Annotated in this window: 15 protein-coding genes; 11 read left to right on the forward strand and 4 right to left on the reverse strand. The window is 72.3% G+C overall.

Going from position 1 to position 17,216, the window contains the following annotated elements; genetic code table 11:
- Positions 1–4 precede the first annotated feature (4 nt).
- Genes fabG through ACWAT2_RS14295 form a run of 3 tightly spaced genes read left to right on the forward strand, consistent with a single transcriptional unit; the run spans position 5 to position 2,122 of the window.
- Positions 5–730: a 3-oxoacyl-ACP reductase FabG gene (gene fabG / locus ACWAT2_RS14285; protein ID WP_480048965.1), complete on the forward strand. Its 726-nt coding sequence runs from the start codon at positions 5–7 to the stop codon at positions 728–730.
- Between the two features lie 59 nt (positions 731–789).
- Positions 790–1,557 (forward strand): enoyl-ACP reductase FabI, encoded by a 768-nt coding sequence (gene fabI / locus ACWAT2_RS14290; RefSeq protein WP_480048966.1) that lies wholly within the window; start codon positions 790–792, stop codon positions 1,555–1,557.
- 10 nt (positions 1,558–1,567) lie between these two features.
- On the forward strand, positions 1,568–2,122 hold the full coding sequence (locus ACWAT2_RS14295) for a SixA phosphatase family protein (RefSeq protein ID WP_480048967.1): 555 nt from the start codon (positions 1,568–1,570) through the stop codon (positions 2,120–2,122).
- Between the two features lie 28 nt (positions 2,123–2,150).
- On the opposite strand, the gene serB is transcribed toward ACWAT2_RS14295, so the two are convergent.
- Both serB and glgC read right to left on the reverse strand, forming a co-directional pair.
- Complete coding sequence (gene serB, locus ACWAT2_RS14300; protein ID WP_480049068.1) at positions 2,151–2,807, reverse strand: phosphoserine phosphatase SerB; 657 nt, start codon at positions 2,805–2,807, stop codon at positions 2,151–2,153.
- Positions 2,808–2,856: 49 nt separating this feature from the next.
- A complete protein-coding gene (gene glgC, locus ACWAT2_RS14305) occupies positions 2,857–4,101 on the reverse strand; it encodes a glucose-1-phosphate adenylyltransferase (RefSeq protein ID WP_480048968.1) in 1,245 nt (414 codons plus the stop codon).
- 70 nt (positions 4,102–4,171) lie between these two features.
- Between glgC and glgA the strand changes: the two genes are divergently transcribed.
- On the forward strand, positions 4,172–5,398 hold the full coding sequence (glgA, locus tag ACWAT2_RS14310; RefSeq protein ID WP_480048969.1) for a glycogen synthase: 1,227 nt from the start codon (positions 4,172–4,174) through the stop codon (positions 5,396–5,398).
- A 14-nt stretch (positions 5,399–5,412) separates the two neighbouring features.
- Here glgA and ACWAT2_RS14315 read toward each other — a convergent pair whose 3' ends face one another.
- Positions 5,413–7,548 carry a bifunctional lysylphosphatidylglycerol flippase/synthetase MprF gene (locus ACWAT2_RS14315; RefSeq protein ID WP_480048970.1) on the reverse strand — a complete coding sequence of 712 codons (2,136 nt, stop codon included), beginning with the start codon at positions 7,546–7,548 and terminating at the stop codon, positions 5,413–5,415.
- Positions 7,549–7,748: 200 nt separating this feature from the next.
- Here ACWAT2_RS14315 and ACWAT2_RS14320 point away from each other — a divergent pair, with 200 nt between their 5' ends.
- Positions 7,749–9,026: a purple acid phosphatase family protein gene (locus ACWAT2_RS14320; protein WP_480048971.1), complete on the forward strand. Its 1,278-nt coding sequence runs from the start codon at positions 7,749–7,751 to the stop codon at positions 9,024–9,026.
- 9 nt (positions 9,027–9,035) lie between these two features.
- On the opposite strand, the gene ACWAT2_RS14325 is transcribed toward ACWAT2_RS14320, so the two are convergent.
- Complete coding sequence (locus ACWAT2_RS14325) at positions 9,036–9,797, reverse strand: hypothetical protein (RefSeq protein ID WP_480048972.1); 762 nt, start codon at positions 9,795–9,797, stop codon at positions 9,036–9,038.
- Positions 9,798–9,895: 98 nt separating this feature from the next.
- Between ACWAT2_RS14325 and ACWAT2_RS14330 the strand changes: the two genes are divergently transcribed.
- The 6 genes from ACWAT2_RS14330 to ACWAT2_RS14355 all read left to right on the forward strand — a co-directional run bounded on the left by ACWAT2_RS14330 (position 9,896) and on the right by ACWAT2_RS14355 (position 17,202).
- On the forward strand, positions 9,896–10,693 hold the full coding sequence (locus ACWAT2_RS14330) for an ABC transporter ATP-binding protein (RefSeq protein ID WP_480048973.1): 798 nt from the start codon (positions 9,896–9,898) through the stop codon (positions 10,691–10,693).
- Between the two features lie 138 nt (positions 10,694–10,831).
- Positions 10,832–11,323: an NfeD family protein gene (locus tag ACWAT2_RS14335; protein WP_480048974.1), complete on the forward strand. Its 492-nt coding sequence runs from the start codon at positions 10,832–10,834 to the stop codon at positions 11,321–11,323.
- Between the two features lie 48 nt (positions 11,324–11,371).
- Positions 11,372–12,577, forward strand: a complete 1,206-nt coding sequence (locus ACWAT2_RS14340; protein WP_480048975.1) for an SPFH domain-containing protein — start codon at positions 11,372–11,374, stop codon at positions 12,575–12,577.
- Positions 12,578–12,716: 139 nt separating this feature from the next.
- The gene (locus ACWAT2_RS14345; RefSeq protein ID WP_480048976.1) at positions 12,717–13,436 is read left to right on the forward strand and encodes a TetR/AcrR family transcriptional regulator; all 720 of its coding nucleotides are present in this window, start codon (positions 12,717–12,719) and stop codon (positions 13,434–13,436) included.
- Positions 13,436–15,187, forward strand: a complete 1,752-nt coding sequence (locus ACWAT2_RS14350) for an ABC transporter ATP-binding protein (RefSeq protein ID WP_480048977.1) — start codon at positions 13,436–13,438, stop codon at positions 15,185–15,187. Before ACWAT2_RS14345 ends, ACWAT2_RS14350 begins: the two co-directional genes overlap by 1 nt.
- The gene (locus ACWAT2_RS14355; protein ID WP_480048978.1) at positions 15,184–17,202 is read left to right on the forward strand and encodes an ABC transporter ATP-binding protein; all 2,019 of its coding nucleotides are present in this window, start codon (positions 15,184–15,186) and stop codon (positions 17,200–17,202) included. Before ACWAT2_RS14350 ends, ACWAT2_RS14355 begins: the two co-directional genes overlap by 4 nt.
- The last annotated feature ends 14 nt before the right edge of the window (positions 17,203–17,216 follow it).

The following is a 17,216-nucleotide window of genomic DNA, read 5'->3' on the forward strand; positions in this document are numbered from 1 at the left end:
TCCCGTGACAGTGCAGGAAGCAACCGGTGGTCGCGTCGTCGTCGTGACCGGGGCGGCCCGGGGTATCGGCCGGTCGATCGCCGAGCGGTTCGTCGCGGCCGGTGACACCGTGGCCACGATCTACCGCGGTGGTGACCTGCCCGACGGCGTGCACGGCTTCGTGGCCGACGTCACGGACTCGGCGGCCGTGGACGCCGCCTTCACCGAGATCGAGCAGCAGCTCGGCGCGGTGGCGGTGCTGGTGGCGAACGCCGGCGTCACCCGCGACCAGCTCCTCATGCGCATGAGCGACGAGGAGTTCGAGCAGGTCGTCGACGTGAACCTCACCGGCACCTTCCGCTGCGTGCGTCGCGCGTCCAAGGGCATGATCCGTGCGCGGTCCGGACGCATCGTCCTCATCGGCTCCGTCGTCGGTCTGTACGGCGGCCCCGGCCAGGTCAACTACTCGTCGACGAAGGCCGCCCTGGTGGGCATGGCCCGCTCGATCACGCGCGAGCTCGGCGGACGCGGGATCACCGCCAACGTGGTCGCGCCCGGCTTCGTCGAGACGGACATGACCGCGGCGCTGCCCGAGGAGACCCAGCAGCGCTACCGTGCGTCGATCCCCGCCGGCCGGTTCGCCACGGCCGAGGAGATCGCCGGCGTCGTGGAGTTCCTCGCCTCGGACGCCGCGGCGTACGTCTCCGGCGCCGTGGTGCCGGTCGACGGCGGTCTTGGCATGGGTCACTGAACTGTCCAACGGGCGCAGTGCCCGATACGCTCCAACCAGAACTTCACTGAAAGGTCACCATGGCTCTGCTCGACGGCAAGAAGCTGCTCATCACGGGCGTCCTGACGGACAGCTCCATCGCATTCCACGCGGCGCGGCTCGCCCAGGAGGAGGGCGCCGAGGTCGTCCTGACGTCCTTCGGCCGCCAGATGAAGCTCACGCAGGCGTTCGCGAAGCGGCTGCCCGTCGCGGCCCCCGTCGTCCAGCTCGACGTCACGAGCGAGGACGACCTGACCTCCCTCGCCGACCAGGTGCGCGAGCACACGGACCGCCTCGACGGCGTCGTGCACTCGATCGGATTCGCCCCGCAGAGCGTCATGGGCGGAAACTTCCTGTCGGCCGGCTGGGACGACGTCGCCACCGCGATCCAGATCTCGACCTTCTCCTACAAGTCGCTCATCACCGCGGCCAAGCCGCTGATGAGCGACGGCGGTGCCTACGTCGGCCTCACGTTCGACGCCGGTTTCGCGTGGCCCGTCTACGACTGGATGGGTGTCGCCAAGGCCGGCCTGGAGTCCGCGAACCGGTACCTGGCCCGCGACCTCGGCCCGGACGGCATCCGCGCCAACCTCGTCTCGGCGGGGCCCATCCGCACCACGGCGGCGAAGTCGATCCCCGGGTTCGCGACGATGGAGGACAACTGGCCGACGCGGGCACCGCTCGGCTGGGACCAGACCACCGCGGAACCGGCCGCCCGCGCCGTCGTCGCGCTGCTGTCCGACTGGTTCCCCGCGACGACCGGCGAGATCGTGCACGTCGACGGCGGCGTGCACGCCATGGGGCAGTGAGCATCCGCCCATGAAGCAGCCGAAGCACGGGGACGACGCCTCCATCCCGGGGCGTCGTCTCGTGCTGCTCCGGCACGCCAAGGCCGAGCCCGCCTCGGGCTCGATCCCGGACTTCGACCGGCCCCTGGCGCTGAACGGACGACGCCAGGCGGGCCGGGTCGGCATGGCGCTGACGGCGGCGGGTCTCGTGCCTGAGCTGGTGCTGCTCTCGCCGGCGCTGCGCACCCGGCAGACCTGGGACCTCGCCCGCGGGCACCTCGGCGGGCATCCGAAGGTCCCGGCCGAGCTCCACGACGAGCTCTACGCAGCCAGTGTCGACGACGTCCTCGACCTCGTGCGAAGGATCGACCCGAAGATCAAGACGCTGCTCGTCATCGGGCACGAGCCCACGATGGCGGCCACCGCGGCCCACGTGGCCGACAAGGACTCCGACGACGCCGCGCTCGCGCAGGTACGGGTCGGCGTCCCCACGGCGACCTTCTCGGTGCTCTCGGCGACCAAGCAGCCCTGGGAGGACTGGGGCAAGAGGTCGGCGAGCCTGGTGCGGGTCGGCCGCCCGAGCTGACCGCTCGACCGACCGGACCCGCCCCCGCTCAGGCGGTGCGGCCGTCGACCTCGTCGAGGATCCGCAGCACGTCGTCGAGCCGCGGCCCGTCGATGCTGTACGGCGCCTGCTCGCGCACGAGCGGCTTGGCCGCGAACGCGATGCCCACGCCGGCCGCGCCGATCATGTCCAGGTCGTTGGCGCCGTCGCCGACGGCGACCGTGGCGGCCATCGGCAGGTCGAGCTCGGCCGCCCACTCGCGCAGCGTCGTCTCCTTGTAGGCCCTGTCCACGACCGGGCCGACGGTGCGTCCGGTGAGGACGCCGTCGACGGACTCCAGGCGGTTGGCCCGCCACCGGGTGATGCCGTGCTCCGCGGCCAGCGGCTCGAGGATCTCCGCGAACCCGCCCGAGACCAGACCGAACTCCCAACCGCGCCGGTGCACCTCGGCGACCAGCTCGGCGGCACCCGGGGTGAGGACGACGGCGTCGCGCACGGCGTCGAGCGCCGACACCGGGACGCCGGCCAGGGTCGCGACACGCTCGCGCAGCGAGGCGGCGAAGTCGAGCTCGCCGCGCATCGCCCGCTCGGTGACCGCGGCGACCTCGTCGCGGGTGCCGGCGTGCTCCGCGATGAGCTCGATGACCTCCTGGGTGAGGAACGTCGAGTCGACGTCCGTGACGACGAGCCGGCGCGCAGGCGGCAGGCCGGACGGATCGGACGACGACGCGGGTGCGGGGGCAGCGGGGGCGCTGTCAGGCAACGTGGGTACCCTTCGGGACGACGGTGATCCCCGAGTCGGTGACGGTGAACCCGCGCGCCCGGTCCTCCTCGTGATCGACGCCGATCCGGGCACGCTCGTCCACCACCACGAACTTGTCGAGGATGGCGCGATGGACCTGGGCGTGCCGGTGCACCTGGACGTCGTCCATCACCACGGAGTCGGTGACCGTCGCCCAGGAGTGCAGGTGCACGCCCGGGGACAGGATGGACCCCGCGACGGTCGCCCCCGAGATGAGGACACCAGGTGAGACGATCGAGTCTGCGGCGTGGCCGAGGCGGCCCGGGCCCGCGTGCACGAACTTCGCCGGCGGCAGGCCGGTGTAGCCGGTGAGCAGCGGCCAGTCGGAGTTGTACAGGTTGAAGACCGGCTGGACCGCGATGAGGTCCTTGTTCGCGTCGAAGTAGGCGTCGATGGTGCCGACGTCGCGCCAGTAGTCGCGGTCGCGGTCGGTGGACCCGGGCACGTCGTTGCGGATGAAGTCGTAGACGCCGGCCGTCCCGTCGGCCACGAAGGCCGGGATGATGTCGCCGCCCATGTCGTGGCGGGAGTCGGGGTCGCCGGCGTCCTTGGTGACGGCCTCGACGAGAGCGTCCGCGTCGAACACGTAGTTGCCCATCGAGGCCAGGACCTCGCGCGGGGAGTCCGGCAGGCCGACCGGGTTGACGGGCTTCTCGAGGAACTCGCGGATCTTGGTGGGGTCGTCCGGTTCGACGTCGATGACGCCGAACTGGTCGGCCAGGGAGATCGGCTGGCGGATCGCGGCGACGGTGGCCCGGGCGCCGGACTCGACGTGCGCCTCGACCATCTGGGAGAAGTCCATGCGGTAGACGTGGTCGGCCCCGACCACGACGACGATGTCGGGGCGTTCGTCGTCGATGATATTCAGGCACTGGTAGATGGCGTCCGCCGAGCCGAGGTACCAGTGCTTGCCGACGCGCTGCTGCGCGGGCACCGAGGACACGAAGTTGCCGAGCAGCGACGACATGCGCCACGTCTTGGAGATGTGGCGGTCCAGGGAGTGCGACTTGTACTGCGTCAGCACGATGACGTGCAGGTAGTGGGAGTTGATGACGTTCGACAGGGCGAAGTCGACCAGCCGGTAGATGCCCCCGAAGGGAACGGCCGGTTTGGCCCGCTGCGCGGTGAGCGGCATGAGCCGTTTGCCCTCGCCGCCCGCGAGGACGATGGCCAGGACCCGGGGATGTGACGACGCCATGGGTCGACCCTAGGACCTCGGCGGTCCGAATGCCGCACGACGCGACGAAAAGGACGCTACGTTGACCTGCGTGAGCACCCTGCCCAGGATCGACCTGCTGACCCGCGAGTACCCCCCGCACGTCTACGGAGGTGCCGGCGTGCACGTCGCCGAGCTCGCCGCCGTGCTGCGGCCGCACGCCGACGTCCGTGTGCGCTGCTTCGACGGACCCCGCCCCGACCTCGACGGCGTGACCGGCTACGACGACCCCGCGAACCTCGCCGGCGCCAACGCCGCGCTGCGGACGCTCGGGACGGACCTGGCCATGGCCGCCGACACCGAGGGCGCCGACGTCGTGCACTCCCACACCTGGTACGCGAACATGGCCGGCCACCTGGGCGGGCTCCTGCACGGCGTGCCGCACGTCGTGACCGCGCACTCCCTGGAGCCGTTGCGGCCCTGGAAGGCCGAGCAGCTCGGCGGTGGGTACGCCGTGTCGAGCTGGGCGGAGCGGACCGCCTACCTCGGAGCGGCCGGCGTGATCGCCGTCTCGGCGGGGATGCGGGCCGACATCCTGCGCTGCTACCCCGAGCTGGACCCCGGCCGGGTGCACGTGGTGCACAACGGCATCGACCTGGACGGCTGGGTGCGTCCCGACGCCGACGACGTGGCGCGCCTCGCCACGGCGCGCGGCATCGACGTGCACCGCCCGGCCGTCGTCTTCGTCGGGCGGATCACCCGGCAGAAGGGCCTGCCGCACTTCCTGCGGGCGGCGGCGCTCCTGCCGCCCGAGGTCCAGGTGGTGCTCTGCGCCGGCGCGCCCGACACCCCCGAGATCATGGCCGAGGTGCGCGGGCTGGTCGAGGACCTGCGCGCGGCCCGCGGCGGTGGCGCCGAGGCCGGTGTCGTCTGGATCGAGGAGATGCTGCCGCGCCCGGAGCTCTGCGCCGTCCTCGCGGCCTCCACCGTGTTCGTCTGCCCGTCGGTGTACGAGCCGCTGGGCATCGTCAACCTCGAGGCGATGGCCGTCGGGCTGCCTGTCGTGGCGTCCGCGACGGGCGGCATCCCCGAGGTGGTCGACGACGGCGTCACGGGACGCCTGGTGCCGATCGAGCAGTCGGACGACGGCACGGGCACGCCGCTCGACCCCGAGCGCTACGAGCGCGACCTCGCCGAGGCTCTCACCGCCGTCGTCGGTGACGCCGGACGGGCGTCGCAGATGGGGGCCGCGGGACGCCGTCGCGCGGCCGACCATTTCGCCTGGTCGGCGATCGCCGAGCGCACGATGGACGTGTACCGGGCCGTGCTCGGTTCCTGAGCCCGGGCGTCTCGTCAGTCCGCCGCCCGCCGCGACGACCGGGCGGCCGCGACCAGGTCTCGGGCCCGGGCGTCGGGCAGATAGCAGCGCACCAGGGCCAGTCCGACGAGCGGCAGCGTCGCCGGCTCGGGGACGACCAGGCTCAACGGGACGTCGCGCGGCTGGAACTTCTGCTTGAAGCGGTGCAGGGACGTGAAGCCGTACAGCGGCTCGAGCGCGGAGGAGAGCTGGTCGAGGACGGCGCCGAGGCCACCGGCGGAGGTGTCGTCCCCGTGCGCGAGCGGGCTGCCCGACAGGGAGGCCGTCCGGGCGCCCTCGTCGCGGAACGTCGTGAGCGCCGACGCGATGAGCAGCTCCATCGTGTACCGGAACGAGTCCGGTGCCCGGCGCATCACGTCCAGGGTCCACCCGGTCACGGCACCCCCTGGTGCGTGCACGGGCAACCAGCTCGTCACGCCGTGGACGCGACCGCCGTCGTCGACGGCGAGCCCCACCCGCACCGCCGGGTCGAGCGCCTCGCGCACGCCGCCGAGGGTGAACGCCATCTCCGGGAGGTCGCTGTCGCCGAGCCACGCCTCGGAGATGGCGCGCACCTGGTCGAGCACCTCCGGGGGCTCGTCGGCGAGCGTGACCAGGCGGTGGCTCACACCCTGCTTGGCGGCCTGGTTGAGCGCGGTGCGCACGTCCTGCCACTTCTTGCCCCGGAACTCCAGGTCCGGCAGGTCCACGACCGCCTCCTGCGCGACGGTCACCACCGTCCAGCCGCGGTCCGCGGCGAGGTGTGCGACCTCGGGACCGCAGGAGAAGAAGCAGGATCCGAGGCCGGCGTCGCGCGCCGCCTCGACGAACGCGTCGACGAGCTCGGCCCGTCCGTCCGGCCCGTCGCCCACCGGGTCGGTGAGGGCGACCGCCACCCCGGCGTGCACCTGGTGGGCGACGAACCCGGCGGGCTCGCCGGGTGCCCAGCGTTCGTTGCCCGTCCAGGTGGTCATCCAGGAGAGCCGCTGCTCGGTGCCGAACTGCCGCAGGGCCGCCCGGGCGTCCTCGACGTCGATCCCTGCCTCCGTGACGAGCCGGGCGCGCCGACGGTTGCGGAACGCGGAGCGCCGCGCGATCAGGAGCACCAGCGCGCCGCCGTCGAGCAGGAGCATGAGGAGAAGCAGGGGCAGGTCCTGACGGTCGACGAACGCCGCCGCCACCGCCAGGAGGAGCTCGAGCAGCACGGACAGCACGGTCAGGACGACGGCGACGCGCCACCACGAACGACGACCCCGCAGCAGCCCGACGGCGAGCACCAGGTCGATCGTGACGGACACCAGCCCCGAGGGCCAGCTCTCGCCGCCGAGCGTCCCCAGCGGCCCACCGCTCCGGGAGGCGAACGCGCCGAGCACCACGAGCAGCGCCGAGATGGCGAACCAGCCGGACGCGTTGACCCGGGCGCGCTGCACGCGCCCCACGGTGGTGCGACGGTCGTAGCGCGCCCCGAGCAGGGGGCGCGCGATGACCAGGCCGGCCAGCCAGCCCACGACGTGCTCGACGTCGGCGATCCCGCCCCACACGAGGAGCGCGCCGAGCACGTACACCGTGAGCAGGGCCGAGGCGCGGAACCGCCATGGCTGGGTGAGGCTCAGCACCGCCACGGTGGTCGCCCCGACGACGCCGGCGCTGAAGCCCACGTCGAGCTCGCCGGCGGTGCGCACGGCCCAGTCCCAGCCGGTCCGGGAGAGGAGCGCCAGCACGCCTGCGGTCGCCACCACGCCGGTGAGCTGGGTGGCGACCGCCGCGATCGCCGCGCGCCGCGTCCCGATCCGCGTCTCCGCCCAGCCGACGAGCAGCAGGAACACCCCGGCCACGGGCAGGTACTCGGCGGGGATCATCGCGAAGAAGGAACCGGTGACCGGCGTCCACCAGCGGCCCTCGGCGAAGGCGGGGGCGCCGAACGCCACGTCGTCGAACCAGCGGTGATCCTCGAACGGTGACCACAGCGCTCCGGTGACGATGCCGAGCACCAGCATCAGGCCGACGACGCTCAGCGTGAAGGGCACCCGTCGCACGATCCGTCCCGGCCGGGACGTCCTGGGGGCCTCGTGCTCGGGAACGCTCGCGGGTGCCGGCCCGGGGCCTTCGCCCGCGACGCGGGATGCCGTCATGGACGCCTCCGGGGACGACGGGTCGATTCCCCGTCAAGGTAGCCGCGTCGTCCGCGCCGCGCTCGTCGAGCAGCCGCGCACTCCCGTCGGCGTCCTGCTGTCGACGCGGACCGTTCGGCGGTCGTTCCGCCGCGGTTCACGCCGTCGTCGCCGCTGGCCGACAGGCTGATCGCGCAGGTACCCGACCCCAGGAGGACCCCGTGACCCTGCCCATCCTCAGCCCGCGCCGCAGCCGTCGTGCTGCCGGTGCCGCCGCCGTGCTCGCCGTCGCTCTCGGTGTCGCCACCGCGTCCGTCGCCGAGGCGGAGACACCGACGACGCCGGAACGTCTCGTCCTCGTGCCCTCCGCGGACCCGTCCACGTCCCAGACCGTCACGTGGCGCACGCCCGGCGAGACCGGCGCCGTCGTCCAGCACGTCCCGCCCGCAGGGGGTGCGGTCGTCACCACGCCCGGTTCCGGCACGGGACAGGCAGGGGCCGGGACGTACCACCGTGCCGACCTCGTGGACCTCCTGCCCGGGACCGACTACCGCTACCGCGTCGGGGACGGCAGCACGTGGAGCGACTGGGCCGAGTTCACCACCGCGAGCGGGTCGGCCGAGCCGTTCCGGTTCCTGTACTTCGGTGACGTGCAGAACGACATCACCGCCGGCGCGGCGCCCGTGGTGCGGGCCGCCTACGACGCGGTGCCCGACGCCGCGCTCGCGGTGCACGCGGGCGACCTCGTCAACGACGCCGAGTCCGACGCCCAGTGGGGCGAGTGGTTCGCGGCCCAGGGCGGCGAGGCCACCACGATCAACCACGTCACCACGACGGGGAACCACGAGTACGAGGGCCAGGAGCTGTCGTCGTTCTGGAACCGTCAGTTCCCGGGCGCCGGCAACGGTCCGGACGACGAGGACCTCGACGGCACGGTCGGTTACACCGACTACCAGGGCGTCCGCTTCGTCTCGCTGAACGGCAACTTCCAGGCGGCGCCGTGGCTCGACGTCGAGGACTGGATGGAGGACCAGGCGGCCTGGCTCGACGGCGTCCTGGAGAACAACCCGAACGAGTGGACGGTGGTGACCTACCACCAGCCGATGTTCGGCAGCTCGGAGGGCCGCAGCGGGCTGATCCCGCGCCACTACTGGCTCGACGTCATCGAGGAGCACGACGTCGACCTGGTGCTGCAGGGGCACGACCACACCTACGCGCGCGGCGGGCTGCGCGCGAACGAGACGGGACGCGGGGGCGTCACCACCGGACCCGTCTACGTGGTCGCGGTGACCGGGCCGAAGATGTACGAGCCGTCCTCGATCGACTGGCGGCTCGGCGGCGCGCGGGTGCGCACCCAGCTCGGGGACACGCAGACCTACCAGGTTGTGTCCGTGGACGGCGACCGCCTCGACTACGAGGCGCGCACCGCCGACGGCACCGTCGTGGACGCCTTCGAGATCGACAGGACCTCGGGGGAGAAGGTCGTCCGGGACCGCTGAGCGGCCGGCTCAGCGCACGTCGGCGAACGTGGCTGCGGCCACGGCACGCCGGGCGGTGCGCTCGACCTCGCGCAGCGCGGTGGACCGCTGGTCGATCTGCCAGAGGTTCACCGCGCCGCCGTCGTCGACGCGGGCGAGGTCGATGATCGACAGCAGCCGCCAGGCGAGCTGCAGCACCCGGGCGCGGCGTCCCTCCAGGTCGGGCACGGGCCAGCCCGCCGTCGTCGAGTGGCGCACCCGCTCGATCGCGTCGGCGGCGTCGTCGCGCCAGCGGCCCACGTCGAGGGCGTCGAGCGCGTCCGTGGCGGTCATGAGGCTGGTGCGCAGCTCGCGCTCCGCGTCGGCCAGCGAACCCGCCGTCGCGGCCAGCAGCGTGGACCACGCCGGGACGGCGGTCACCTCCCACGTGACGAGGTGGCCCGGTTCCAGGTCGCTGCCGAACGCCGTGATGCGCGGGACGACGGCCCAGGAGCCGTGCGGGGTCGTCACCAGCACGCACTCGCCGGCCTCGGTCGCCGTGGCGGCCGAGGGTGCCGGGACGCCGGACGGGTCCCCGGGGGTGGGCAGGACGGCGGCGACCTGACGCGGGCCGGTCGAGAAGGTGGCGACCAGGTCGGTGAGCGACGCGTCGTGCACCTGGGGGAGTCCGACGACGGAGTGGGGCTCGTCGTCGTCGGTCACCGACCGCACCGCGAGGCCGTGCGAGGCACCGGTGGCCTGAAGCCACAGGGCCAGCACGACGCTGCGGGGCAGGGCGCTGATCTGGCTCATCACGTGCACGATAGACGTCGTGGCACGTCGGGCGCGCGCGGTACCGGTGGGTGAGCGGATGCCCAGGTGGCCCGCACGCTCCGGTAGGGTCGGGCACCATGAGCGCGGTTCTCGACCTGCAGGGTGTCACCGTCCGCCGCGGGCGGTCGACCATCGTCGAATCGATCGACTGGACCGTGTCCGAGGGGGAACGCTGGATCGTCCTCGGCCCCAACGGAGCCGGCAAGACGACGCTCCTGAACATCCTCGCGGGCAGGTCGTTCCCCTCGGCGGGCACCGTCGACCTCCTGGGCGAGCGCCTCGGCACGGTCAACGTGTTCGAGCTCCGTCCGCGCATCGGGTTCTCGTCGGCGGCGCTCGCGGACAGCATCCCCCGCGGGGAGACGGTGCTCGACGTCGTGCTGACGGCCGCCTACGGCGTCACCGGCCGCTGGCGCGAGGAGTACGAGACCGTCGACGAGCAGCAGGCCCGCAACCTCCTGGCGGCGTTCGGCGCCGAGGACCTCGCCGGACGGCACTACGGCACCCTGAGCGAGGGCGAGCGCAAGCGCGTCCAGATCGCGCGGGCGCTCATGACGGACCCGGAGGTCCTGCTCCTGGACGAGCCCGCGGCGGGGCTCGACGTCGGCGGCCGCGAGGAGCTCGTCGGCGCGCTGTCCGAGCTGGCCGGCGACCCTGCGTCGCCGGTGCTCGTGCTCGTGACGCACCACGTCGAGGAGATCCCGCCGGGCTTCACGCACCTGCTCCTGCTGGGTGACGGCACGGTCGAGGCCTCCGGTCCGATCGAGGAGGTCCTCACCGCCGAGAACCTGTCGCGGGCGTTCGGGATCGACCTGCTCGTGGCGCACGGCGGCGGGCGCTGGCTCGCGCGGGCAGCCCGTCCCGCGGTGCGCTGAGCCGGGTTCGCCCAGCGCTCGCCGGCCGTTCGTCCGATCCTTCGCGGGCCACGGTGGACGTCGGTGATCAGTACCCCCCGAGGTGTGTTCTTTGGTAGTTTTTGACCCAAGAGCCGACAACGCGGTCAAAGGGGGACCATGGACGCCTGGTTGTGGTGGATCGGTGGGGCACTCGTCCTCGCCGTCGTCGAGATGCTCACCCTCGACCTCGTCTTCATCATGCTGGCCGGAGGCGCCGTCGCGGGCGGCGTGACCTCTGCCGCCGGTGGCCCCGTCTGGTTGCAGATCGTCGTCGCCTGCGTGGTGGCGGTGCTGCTCCTCGTCCTGCTGCGCCCCTGGCTGCTGTCCAACCTGCGTCGCCGGACGCCCCTCGTCGAGACCAACGCCGCCGCCCAGGTCGGGCGTCTCGCGGTCGTGCTGTCCGAGGTCACCGAGACCGGCGGGCGCGTGAAGCTCGCCGGCGAGGTCTGGTCCGCCCGGCTGCGCGACGACGGCGTCCCGAACAGCACCGGCCGCGTCCCCGAGGGCACCGAGGTGCGCGTGGTGGCGATCGACGGTGCGACCGCCGTCGTCCAGCCCGCCTCGGCGCCGGACGCCACCCCCACCGACGACGGCGGCCGCGTCCTCTGACGCGGTCGTCCGCCCCACCCGACAGACCTACACAAGGAGTCCACCTTCGTGGAACCAGGAACCGTCATCCTCTGGATCGTCCTCGCGGCGCTCGTCATCTTCGTCGTCACGGCGCTGTTCAAGATGGTGCGCGTCGTGCCTCAGGCCACGGCGCTCATCGTCGAACGTCTCGGGCGCTACCAGAAGACCTTCGACCCGGGCCTGCACTGGCTGGTGCCGTTCATCGACAAGGTGCGTGCCGGCGTCGACCTGCGTGAGCAGGTCGTCTCCTTCCCGCCGCAGCCGGTGATCACCTCCGACAACCTCGTGGTGAGCATCGACACCGTCATCTACTTCCAGGTGACCGAGCCGAAGTCCGCGGTGTACGAGATCGCGAACTACATCACCGGTATCGAGCAGCTCACCGTCACCACGCTGCGCAACGTCGTCGGTTCGATGGACCTCGAGCAGACGCTGACCAGCCGTGACCAGATCAACGGCCAGCTCCGCGGCGTGCTGGACGAGGCGACCGGTCGCTGGGGCGTTCGCGTCAACCGGGTCGAGCTGAAGTCGATCGAGCCGCCGGTGTCGGTGCAGGGCGCGATGGAGCAGCAGATGCGTGCCGAGCGCGACCGCCGTGCGGCGATCCTCACGGCCGAGGGTGTCAAGCAGTCCCAGATCCTCACCGCCGAGGGTGAGAAGCAGTCCCAGATCCTGCGGGCCGAGGGTGACGCCCAGGCGGCGATCCTCACGGCCGAGGGTGAGGCCCGCGCGATCCTCCAGGTGTTCGGCGCCATCCACGAGGGCAACCCGGACCCCAAGCTGCTGGCCTACCAGTACCTGCAGATGCTGCCGCAGATCGCGAACGGCAGCTCGTCCAAGCTGTGGGTCGTCCCGACCGAGTTCACCGCGGCCCTCGGGTCGATCGCCAAGGGCTTCGGCGGCACGCCGGGGACCCCCGGCATCCCGGCCGAGCCGGGCGACGACTCCGGCGACTCCGGCGGCACGGGGGCCGCGCGCTCCGCGCTCGCCGAGGCGCTGAAGGGCTCGGGTCTGCAGGACCCGGGCGAGGCGCTCGCCGAGGCGCGCCGTCAGGCGCAGGCCGCGACCGCCGACGCCACGAGCTCTGGGACCCGGTCCGGTGCGCCGTTCGATCCGTCGGTCACGCAGGGTCAGCGTCCGGCGGGGGAGCAGCCGCCTGCTCCGCCCGCGACGCCGCAGCCGCGGACGTTCGGCGAGGGCGACGTCCCGCCGCCGGCGGCGCCGCAGAAGTAGCAACCCCGGTCGCGACCCCGTCGCGGCCAGGAGAACCGAAGGGCCGTCACCCAGGGTGGCGGCCCTTCGGGTGTTCCCGAGGCTGGAGTCCGAGCGCCTCAGGTTGCGGAGTGAGTGCTCACTCACCTACGGTGGGCGAATGCCCGTCGAGACCGCACCCTCCGGCCGTGCCACTCCGCTGCGCCCGCAGGAGCGCCGCGCCGCGGTCGTCGAGGCCGTCCTGCCGCTCGTCGCCGAGCGCGGCGTCGACGTCACCAGTCGCCAGCTCGCCGACGCCGCCGGCGTCGCCGAGGGCACCCTGTTCCGCGCCTTCGGGGACAAGCTCTCTCTGGTGGGTGCCGTCGCGATGGAGGGTCTGCACCGGGCGTCCGGTCCGGAGGCGACGCGGGCCGAGCTCGCGGCGATCGACCCGTCGCTGCCGCTGGCGGACCGGCTCGCCGAGGTCATCGCTCTCGGACGACGCCGGATGGCGGACGTCGTGACGTGGATGACCGTGCTGCGCGGGATCCACGAACGCACCGGGTCGGGCGAGCTCTCGACGTCGGACAAGCTCCTGCGCGCTCGCCTCTTCCAGCAGCGCGAGGAACAGCGTGACGCCACCGTCGAAGGGCTGGTCGCCGTGCTGCGACCGGACGTCGACCGGCTGCGCGTCCCGCTCGGCGTCGCTGTCGCCCTCGTCGAGGCATCGATCGCCGGCACCCACGGACGCGTCGACCACCTCCTGCCCGCACCGTCGGCCGAGGTCGTGGCCGACGTCCTCGTCCACGGCCTCCTCGACCCCAGCCGCGCCGGTCCCGGCGAGCAGGCCACCGAACTCCCTCACCCGCACCGCACCGCACCCCCGCAAGGAGCAGCCTGATGCTCGTGTCGTTGACGCGGAAGTACCTGCGTCCCTATGCCCTGCCCGTGGTGGCGTTGCTGGTCCTCCAGCTCGTCGCCACCCTGGGCTCCCTCTACCTGCCCTCGCTCAACGCCGACATCATCGACGACGGCGTCACGCAGGGTGACACCGCGTACATCCTGCGCGTCGGCGGCTGGATGCTCGTCGTCAGCCTCGTCCAGGTGGTGTGCGCCGTCGGCGCGGTCTTCCTCGGGGCGCGGGTCGCGACGGCGCTCGGTCGTGACCTCCGCCGGGACCTGTTCGACGCCGTCCAGGGCTTCTCGGCCCGCGAGCTCGGCACGTTCGGCGCTCCCTCCCTCATCACCCGCACCACGAACGACGTGCAGCAGGTCATGATGGTGGTGCTCATGACCTTCACGATCCTGGTCATGGCGCCGATCATGATGATCGGCGGCGTCGCCATGGCGCTGCGCGAGGACCCCTCGCTGTCGATGCTGCTGCTGGTGGTCGTGCCCGTGCTGGGCGTCGCCGTCGGGCTGCTGATGTGGCGTATGGTGCCCTACTTCCGCGACATGCAGCGGCGCATCGACGTCGTCAACGGTGTGCTGCGCGAGCAGATCACCGGCTTGCGCGTCGTGCGGGCCTTCGTCCGCGAGGACCGGGAGGCCGAACGCTTCGGTGTCGCGAACACCCAGCTCTTCGACGTGTCGCTCGGTGCCGGCAAGCTCATGGCGCTCGCCTTCCCGATGGTCATGCTCATCATGAGCCTGTCCCAGGTCGCGGTGCTCTGGTTCGGGGCGGGCGAGGTCACCGACGGCAACCTGCAGGTCGGCTCGCTCATGGCGTTCCTGTCCTACCTCATGTACATCCTCATGGCCGTCATGATGTCGACGATGATGGTGATGATGGTCCCGCGTGCCGCCGTCGCCGCCGGCCGCATCAGCGAGGTCCTGGACACCGAGTCCTCGGTCGCGGAGCCTGCGTCGCCCGTCGAGCTCGACGACCTGTCCGACGGCGCGGGCCCCCGCGGGCGGATTGAGCTGCGGTCGGTCCAGTTCGGCTACCCGGGCGCCGACGAGCCCGTGCTGCACGACCTGTCGTTCGTGGCCGAGCCCGGGAAGGTGACCGCCGTCGTCGGCTCGACCGGCTCCGGGAAGACGACGCTGCTGAACCTCGTGCCGCGGCTCTTCGACGCCACCGGCGGCCAGGTGCTCGTCGACGGCGTCGACGTCCGCACCCTGCGCACCGGCGACCTCGGCTCCTTGCTCGGCCTGGTGCCGCAGAAGGCGTTCCTCTTCTCCGGGACCGTGGCCGACAACCTCCGGTACGGCAAGCCCGACGCCACCGAGGACGAGATGTGGGAGGCCCTGGAGGTCGCGCAGGCGCGCGACTTCGTCGAGGCGCTCCCCGAAGGGCTCGAGGCACCGGTCGCCCAGGGCGGCACCACGTTCTCGGGCGGGCAGCGCCAGCGGCTCGCGATCGCCCGGGCGATCGTCCGCCGTCCGCGGGTCTACCTGTTCGACGACTCGTTCTCCGCGCTGGACTACGCCACCGACGCCCGCCTGCGGGCCGCGCTGAAGCCCCGCACCGCCGACGCGGCCGTCATCGTCGTCGCGCAGAGGGTCGCGACGATCCGCGACGCCGACCAGATCCTCGTCCTGGAGCACGGGCGGATCGTCGGACGCGGCACCCATGCCGAGCTGCTCGAGCACAACGAGACCTACGCCGAGATCGTCACGTCCCAGATGTCGTTGGAGGAGGCCGCATGAGCGCGCGTCAGGCACCACCCCGGACCGCCGGACCGCGTCCCGGCGGCCCCGGCGGCCCCGGCGGCCCCGGCGGCGGCGCAGGCATGCCCGCCGCGAAGCCGATGGACTTCGGCGGGTCGCTCAAGCGGTTCGCCGCCTCGATGCGTCCCGAACGGGCTCGCGTCGTCGCGCTCACCCTGTTCGGCATCGTCTCCGTCGCTCTGACGGTCATCGGGCCCAAGGTCCTCGGCGAAGCCACCGACGTGATCTTCACCGGCGCCGCCGGGATCATGCTGGGACAGGTCGTCCCGCCCGGAACCACCGCGGCCGAGGCGATCGAAGGCCTGCGGGCCGCAGGCCAGGACGAGCAGGCGAACCTGCTCGGCACCCTCGACGGGCTCGTGCCCGGGCAGGGCGTCGACACCACGCAGCTCGCCCAGGTCCTCGCCGTCGCCGTCGCCGTCTACCTCGGGGCGTTCGTCTTCGGCTGGCTGCAGGCGCGCATCATGACGATCGCCGTGCAGAACACGGTGCGGCGCCTGCGTGACGAGGTCGAGGCCAAGCTGCACCGGATCCCGCTCAGCCACATCGACAAGCAGGCACGCGGAGACATCCTCTCGCGTGTCACGAACGACATCGACAACGTCGCCCAGAGCACCACCCAGACCCTCGCCCAGCTCGTCACGTCGGTGCTGACGGTCGTGGGCGTGCTCGGCATGATGTTCTGGATCTCCTGGGTCCTCGCGCTGGTCGCCCTGGTCACCGTGCCGTTGTCGGTGTTCGTGACCATGGCGATCGCCAAGCGTTCCCAGCCGCAGTTCGTCGCCCAGTGGGCGGCCACCGGCCGGCTCAACGCCCACGTCGAGGAGATGTTCACCGGGCACTCGCTGGTGAAGGTCTACGGCCGCCAGGCCGAGGCCGCCGCGACGTTCGCGAAGGAGAACGACACGCTGTACGACGCGACGCGGCGCTCGCAGTTCATCTCGGGCACCATCCAGCCGTCGATGGGCTTCCTCGCCAACCTCAACTACGTGCTGGTCGCCGTGATGGGTGGGCTGCGCGTGGCGTCGGGGCAGATGTCGATCGGCGACGTCCAGGCGTTCATCCAGTACTCGCGCCAGTTCACCCAGCCGCTCACCCAGGTCGCCTCCATGATGAACCTGCTGCAGTCCGGCGTGGCCAGCGCAGAGCGGGTCTTCGAGCTGCTCGACGCCCCCGAGCAGGAACCGGACCCGGTTCCCGCCCGGCGCCCCGAGCACCCCGACGGCCGGGTCGAGTTCTCCGGGGTCTCGTTCTCCTACGTGCCGGACGAGCCGCTGATCGAGCACCTGGACCTCGTGGCGGAACCCGGGCAGACGATCGCGATCGTCGGCCCCACCGGCGCCGGCAAGACGACGCTGGTCAACCTCCTGATGCGCTTCTACGAGATCGACGACGGGAGCATCCGGCTCGACGGCGTCGACACCCGCGAGATGACGCGCGACGACCTGCGCTCCCGGATCGGCATGGTCCTGCAGGACACCTGGCTGTTCGAGGGCACCATCGCGGACAACCTGCGCTACGGCGTCCCCACCGACGCCGACGTCACCGACGAGCAGTTCCTCGCCGCGACACGGGCGACGTCCGTCGACCCGTTCGTGCGCACCCTGCCCGACGGGTACGACACCGTGCTGGACGACGGCGCGGAGGCACTGTCGGCCGGGGAGAAGCAGCTCCTGACCATCGCGCGGGCGTTCCTGGCCGACCCGGACATCCTGGTGCTCGACGAGGCCACGAGCTCGGTCGACACCCGTACGGAGGTGCTGGTGCAGGAGGCGATGAACGCCCTGCGCTCCGGGCGCACGTCGTTCGTCATCGCGCACCGCCTGTCGACGATCCGCGACGCGGACGTGATCGTGGTGATGGAGCACGGCCGCATCGTGGAGCAGGGCGACCACGAGTCGCTGCTCGCAGCCGGAGGGGCTTACGCCCGCCTCTATGCGAGCCAGTTCGCCGCACCGCTCCAGGACGCCGAGGACGAGCCGGTGGGTGCATGAGCCGCGCCGTGCGT

Source organism: Isoptericola sp. GX10416 (assembly GCF_056590155.1).

What these genes read in the sequence shown, in the direction of transcription:
- ACWAT2_RS14330 (WP_480048973.1), top strand. Translation starts at nt 9,896, where the DNA reads ATGAGCGCGGTTCTCGACCTGCAGGGTGTCACCGTCCGCCGCGGGCGG.
- glgC (WP_480048968.1), bottom strand. Translation starts at nt 4,101, where the DNA reads ATGGCGTCGTCACATCCCCGGGTCCTGGCCATCGTCCTCGCGGGCGGC.
- ACWAT2_RS14325 (WP_480048972.1), bottom strand. Translation starts at nt 9,797, where the DNA reads ATGAGCCAGATCAGCGCCCTGCCCCGCAGCGTCGTGCTGGCCCTGTGG.
- ACWAT2_RS14295 (WP_480048967.1), top strand. Translation starts at nt 1,568, where the DNA reads ATGAAGCAGCCGAAGCACGGGGACGACGCCTCCATCCCGGGGCGTCGT.
- ACWAT2_RS14350 (WP_480048977.1), top strand. Translation starts at nt 13,436, where the DNA reads ATGCTCGTGTCGTTGACGCGGAAGTACCTGCGTCCCTATGCCCTGCCC.
- ACWAT2_RS14335 (WP_480048974.1), top strand. Translation starts at nt 10,832, where the DNA reads ATGGACGCCTGGTTGTGGTGGATCGGTGGGGCACTCGTCCTCGCCGTC.
- fabI (WP_480048966.1), top strand. Translation starts at nt 790, where the DNA reads ATGGCTCTGCTCGACGGCAAGAAGCTGCTCATCACGGGCGTCCTGACG.
- ACWAT2_RS14315 (WP_480048970.1), bottom strand. Translation starts at nt 7,548, where the DNA reads ATGACGGCATCCCGCGTCGCGGGCGAAGGCCCCGGGCCGGCACCCGCG.
- ACWAT2_RS14355 (WP_480048978.1), top strand. Translation starts at nt 15,184, where the DNA reads ATGAGCGCGCGTCAGGCACCACCCCGGACCGCCGGACCGCGTCCCGGC.
- ACWAT2_RS14345 (WP_480048976.1), top strand. Translation starts at nt 12,717, where the DNA reads ATGCCCGTCGAGACCGCACCCTCCGGCCGTGCCACTCCGCTGCGCCCG.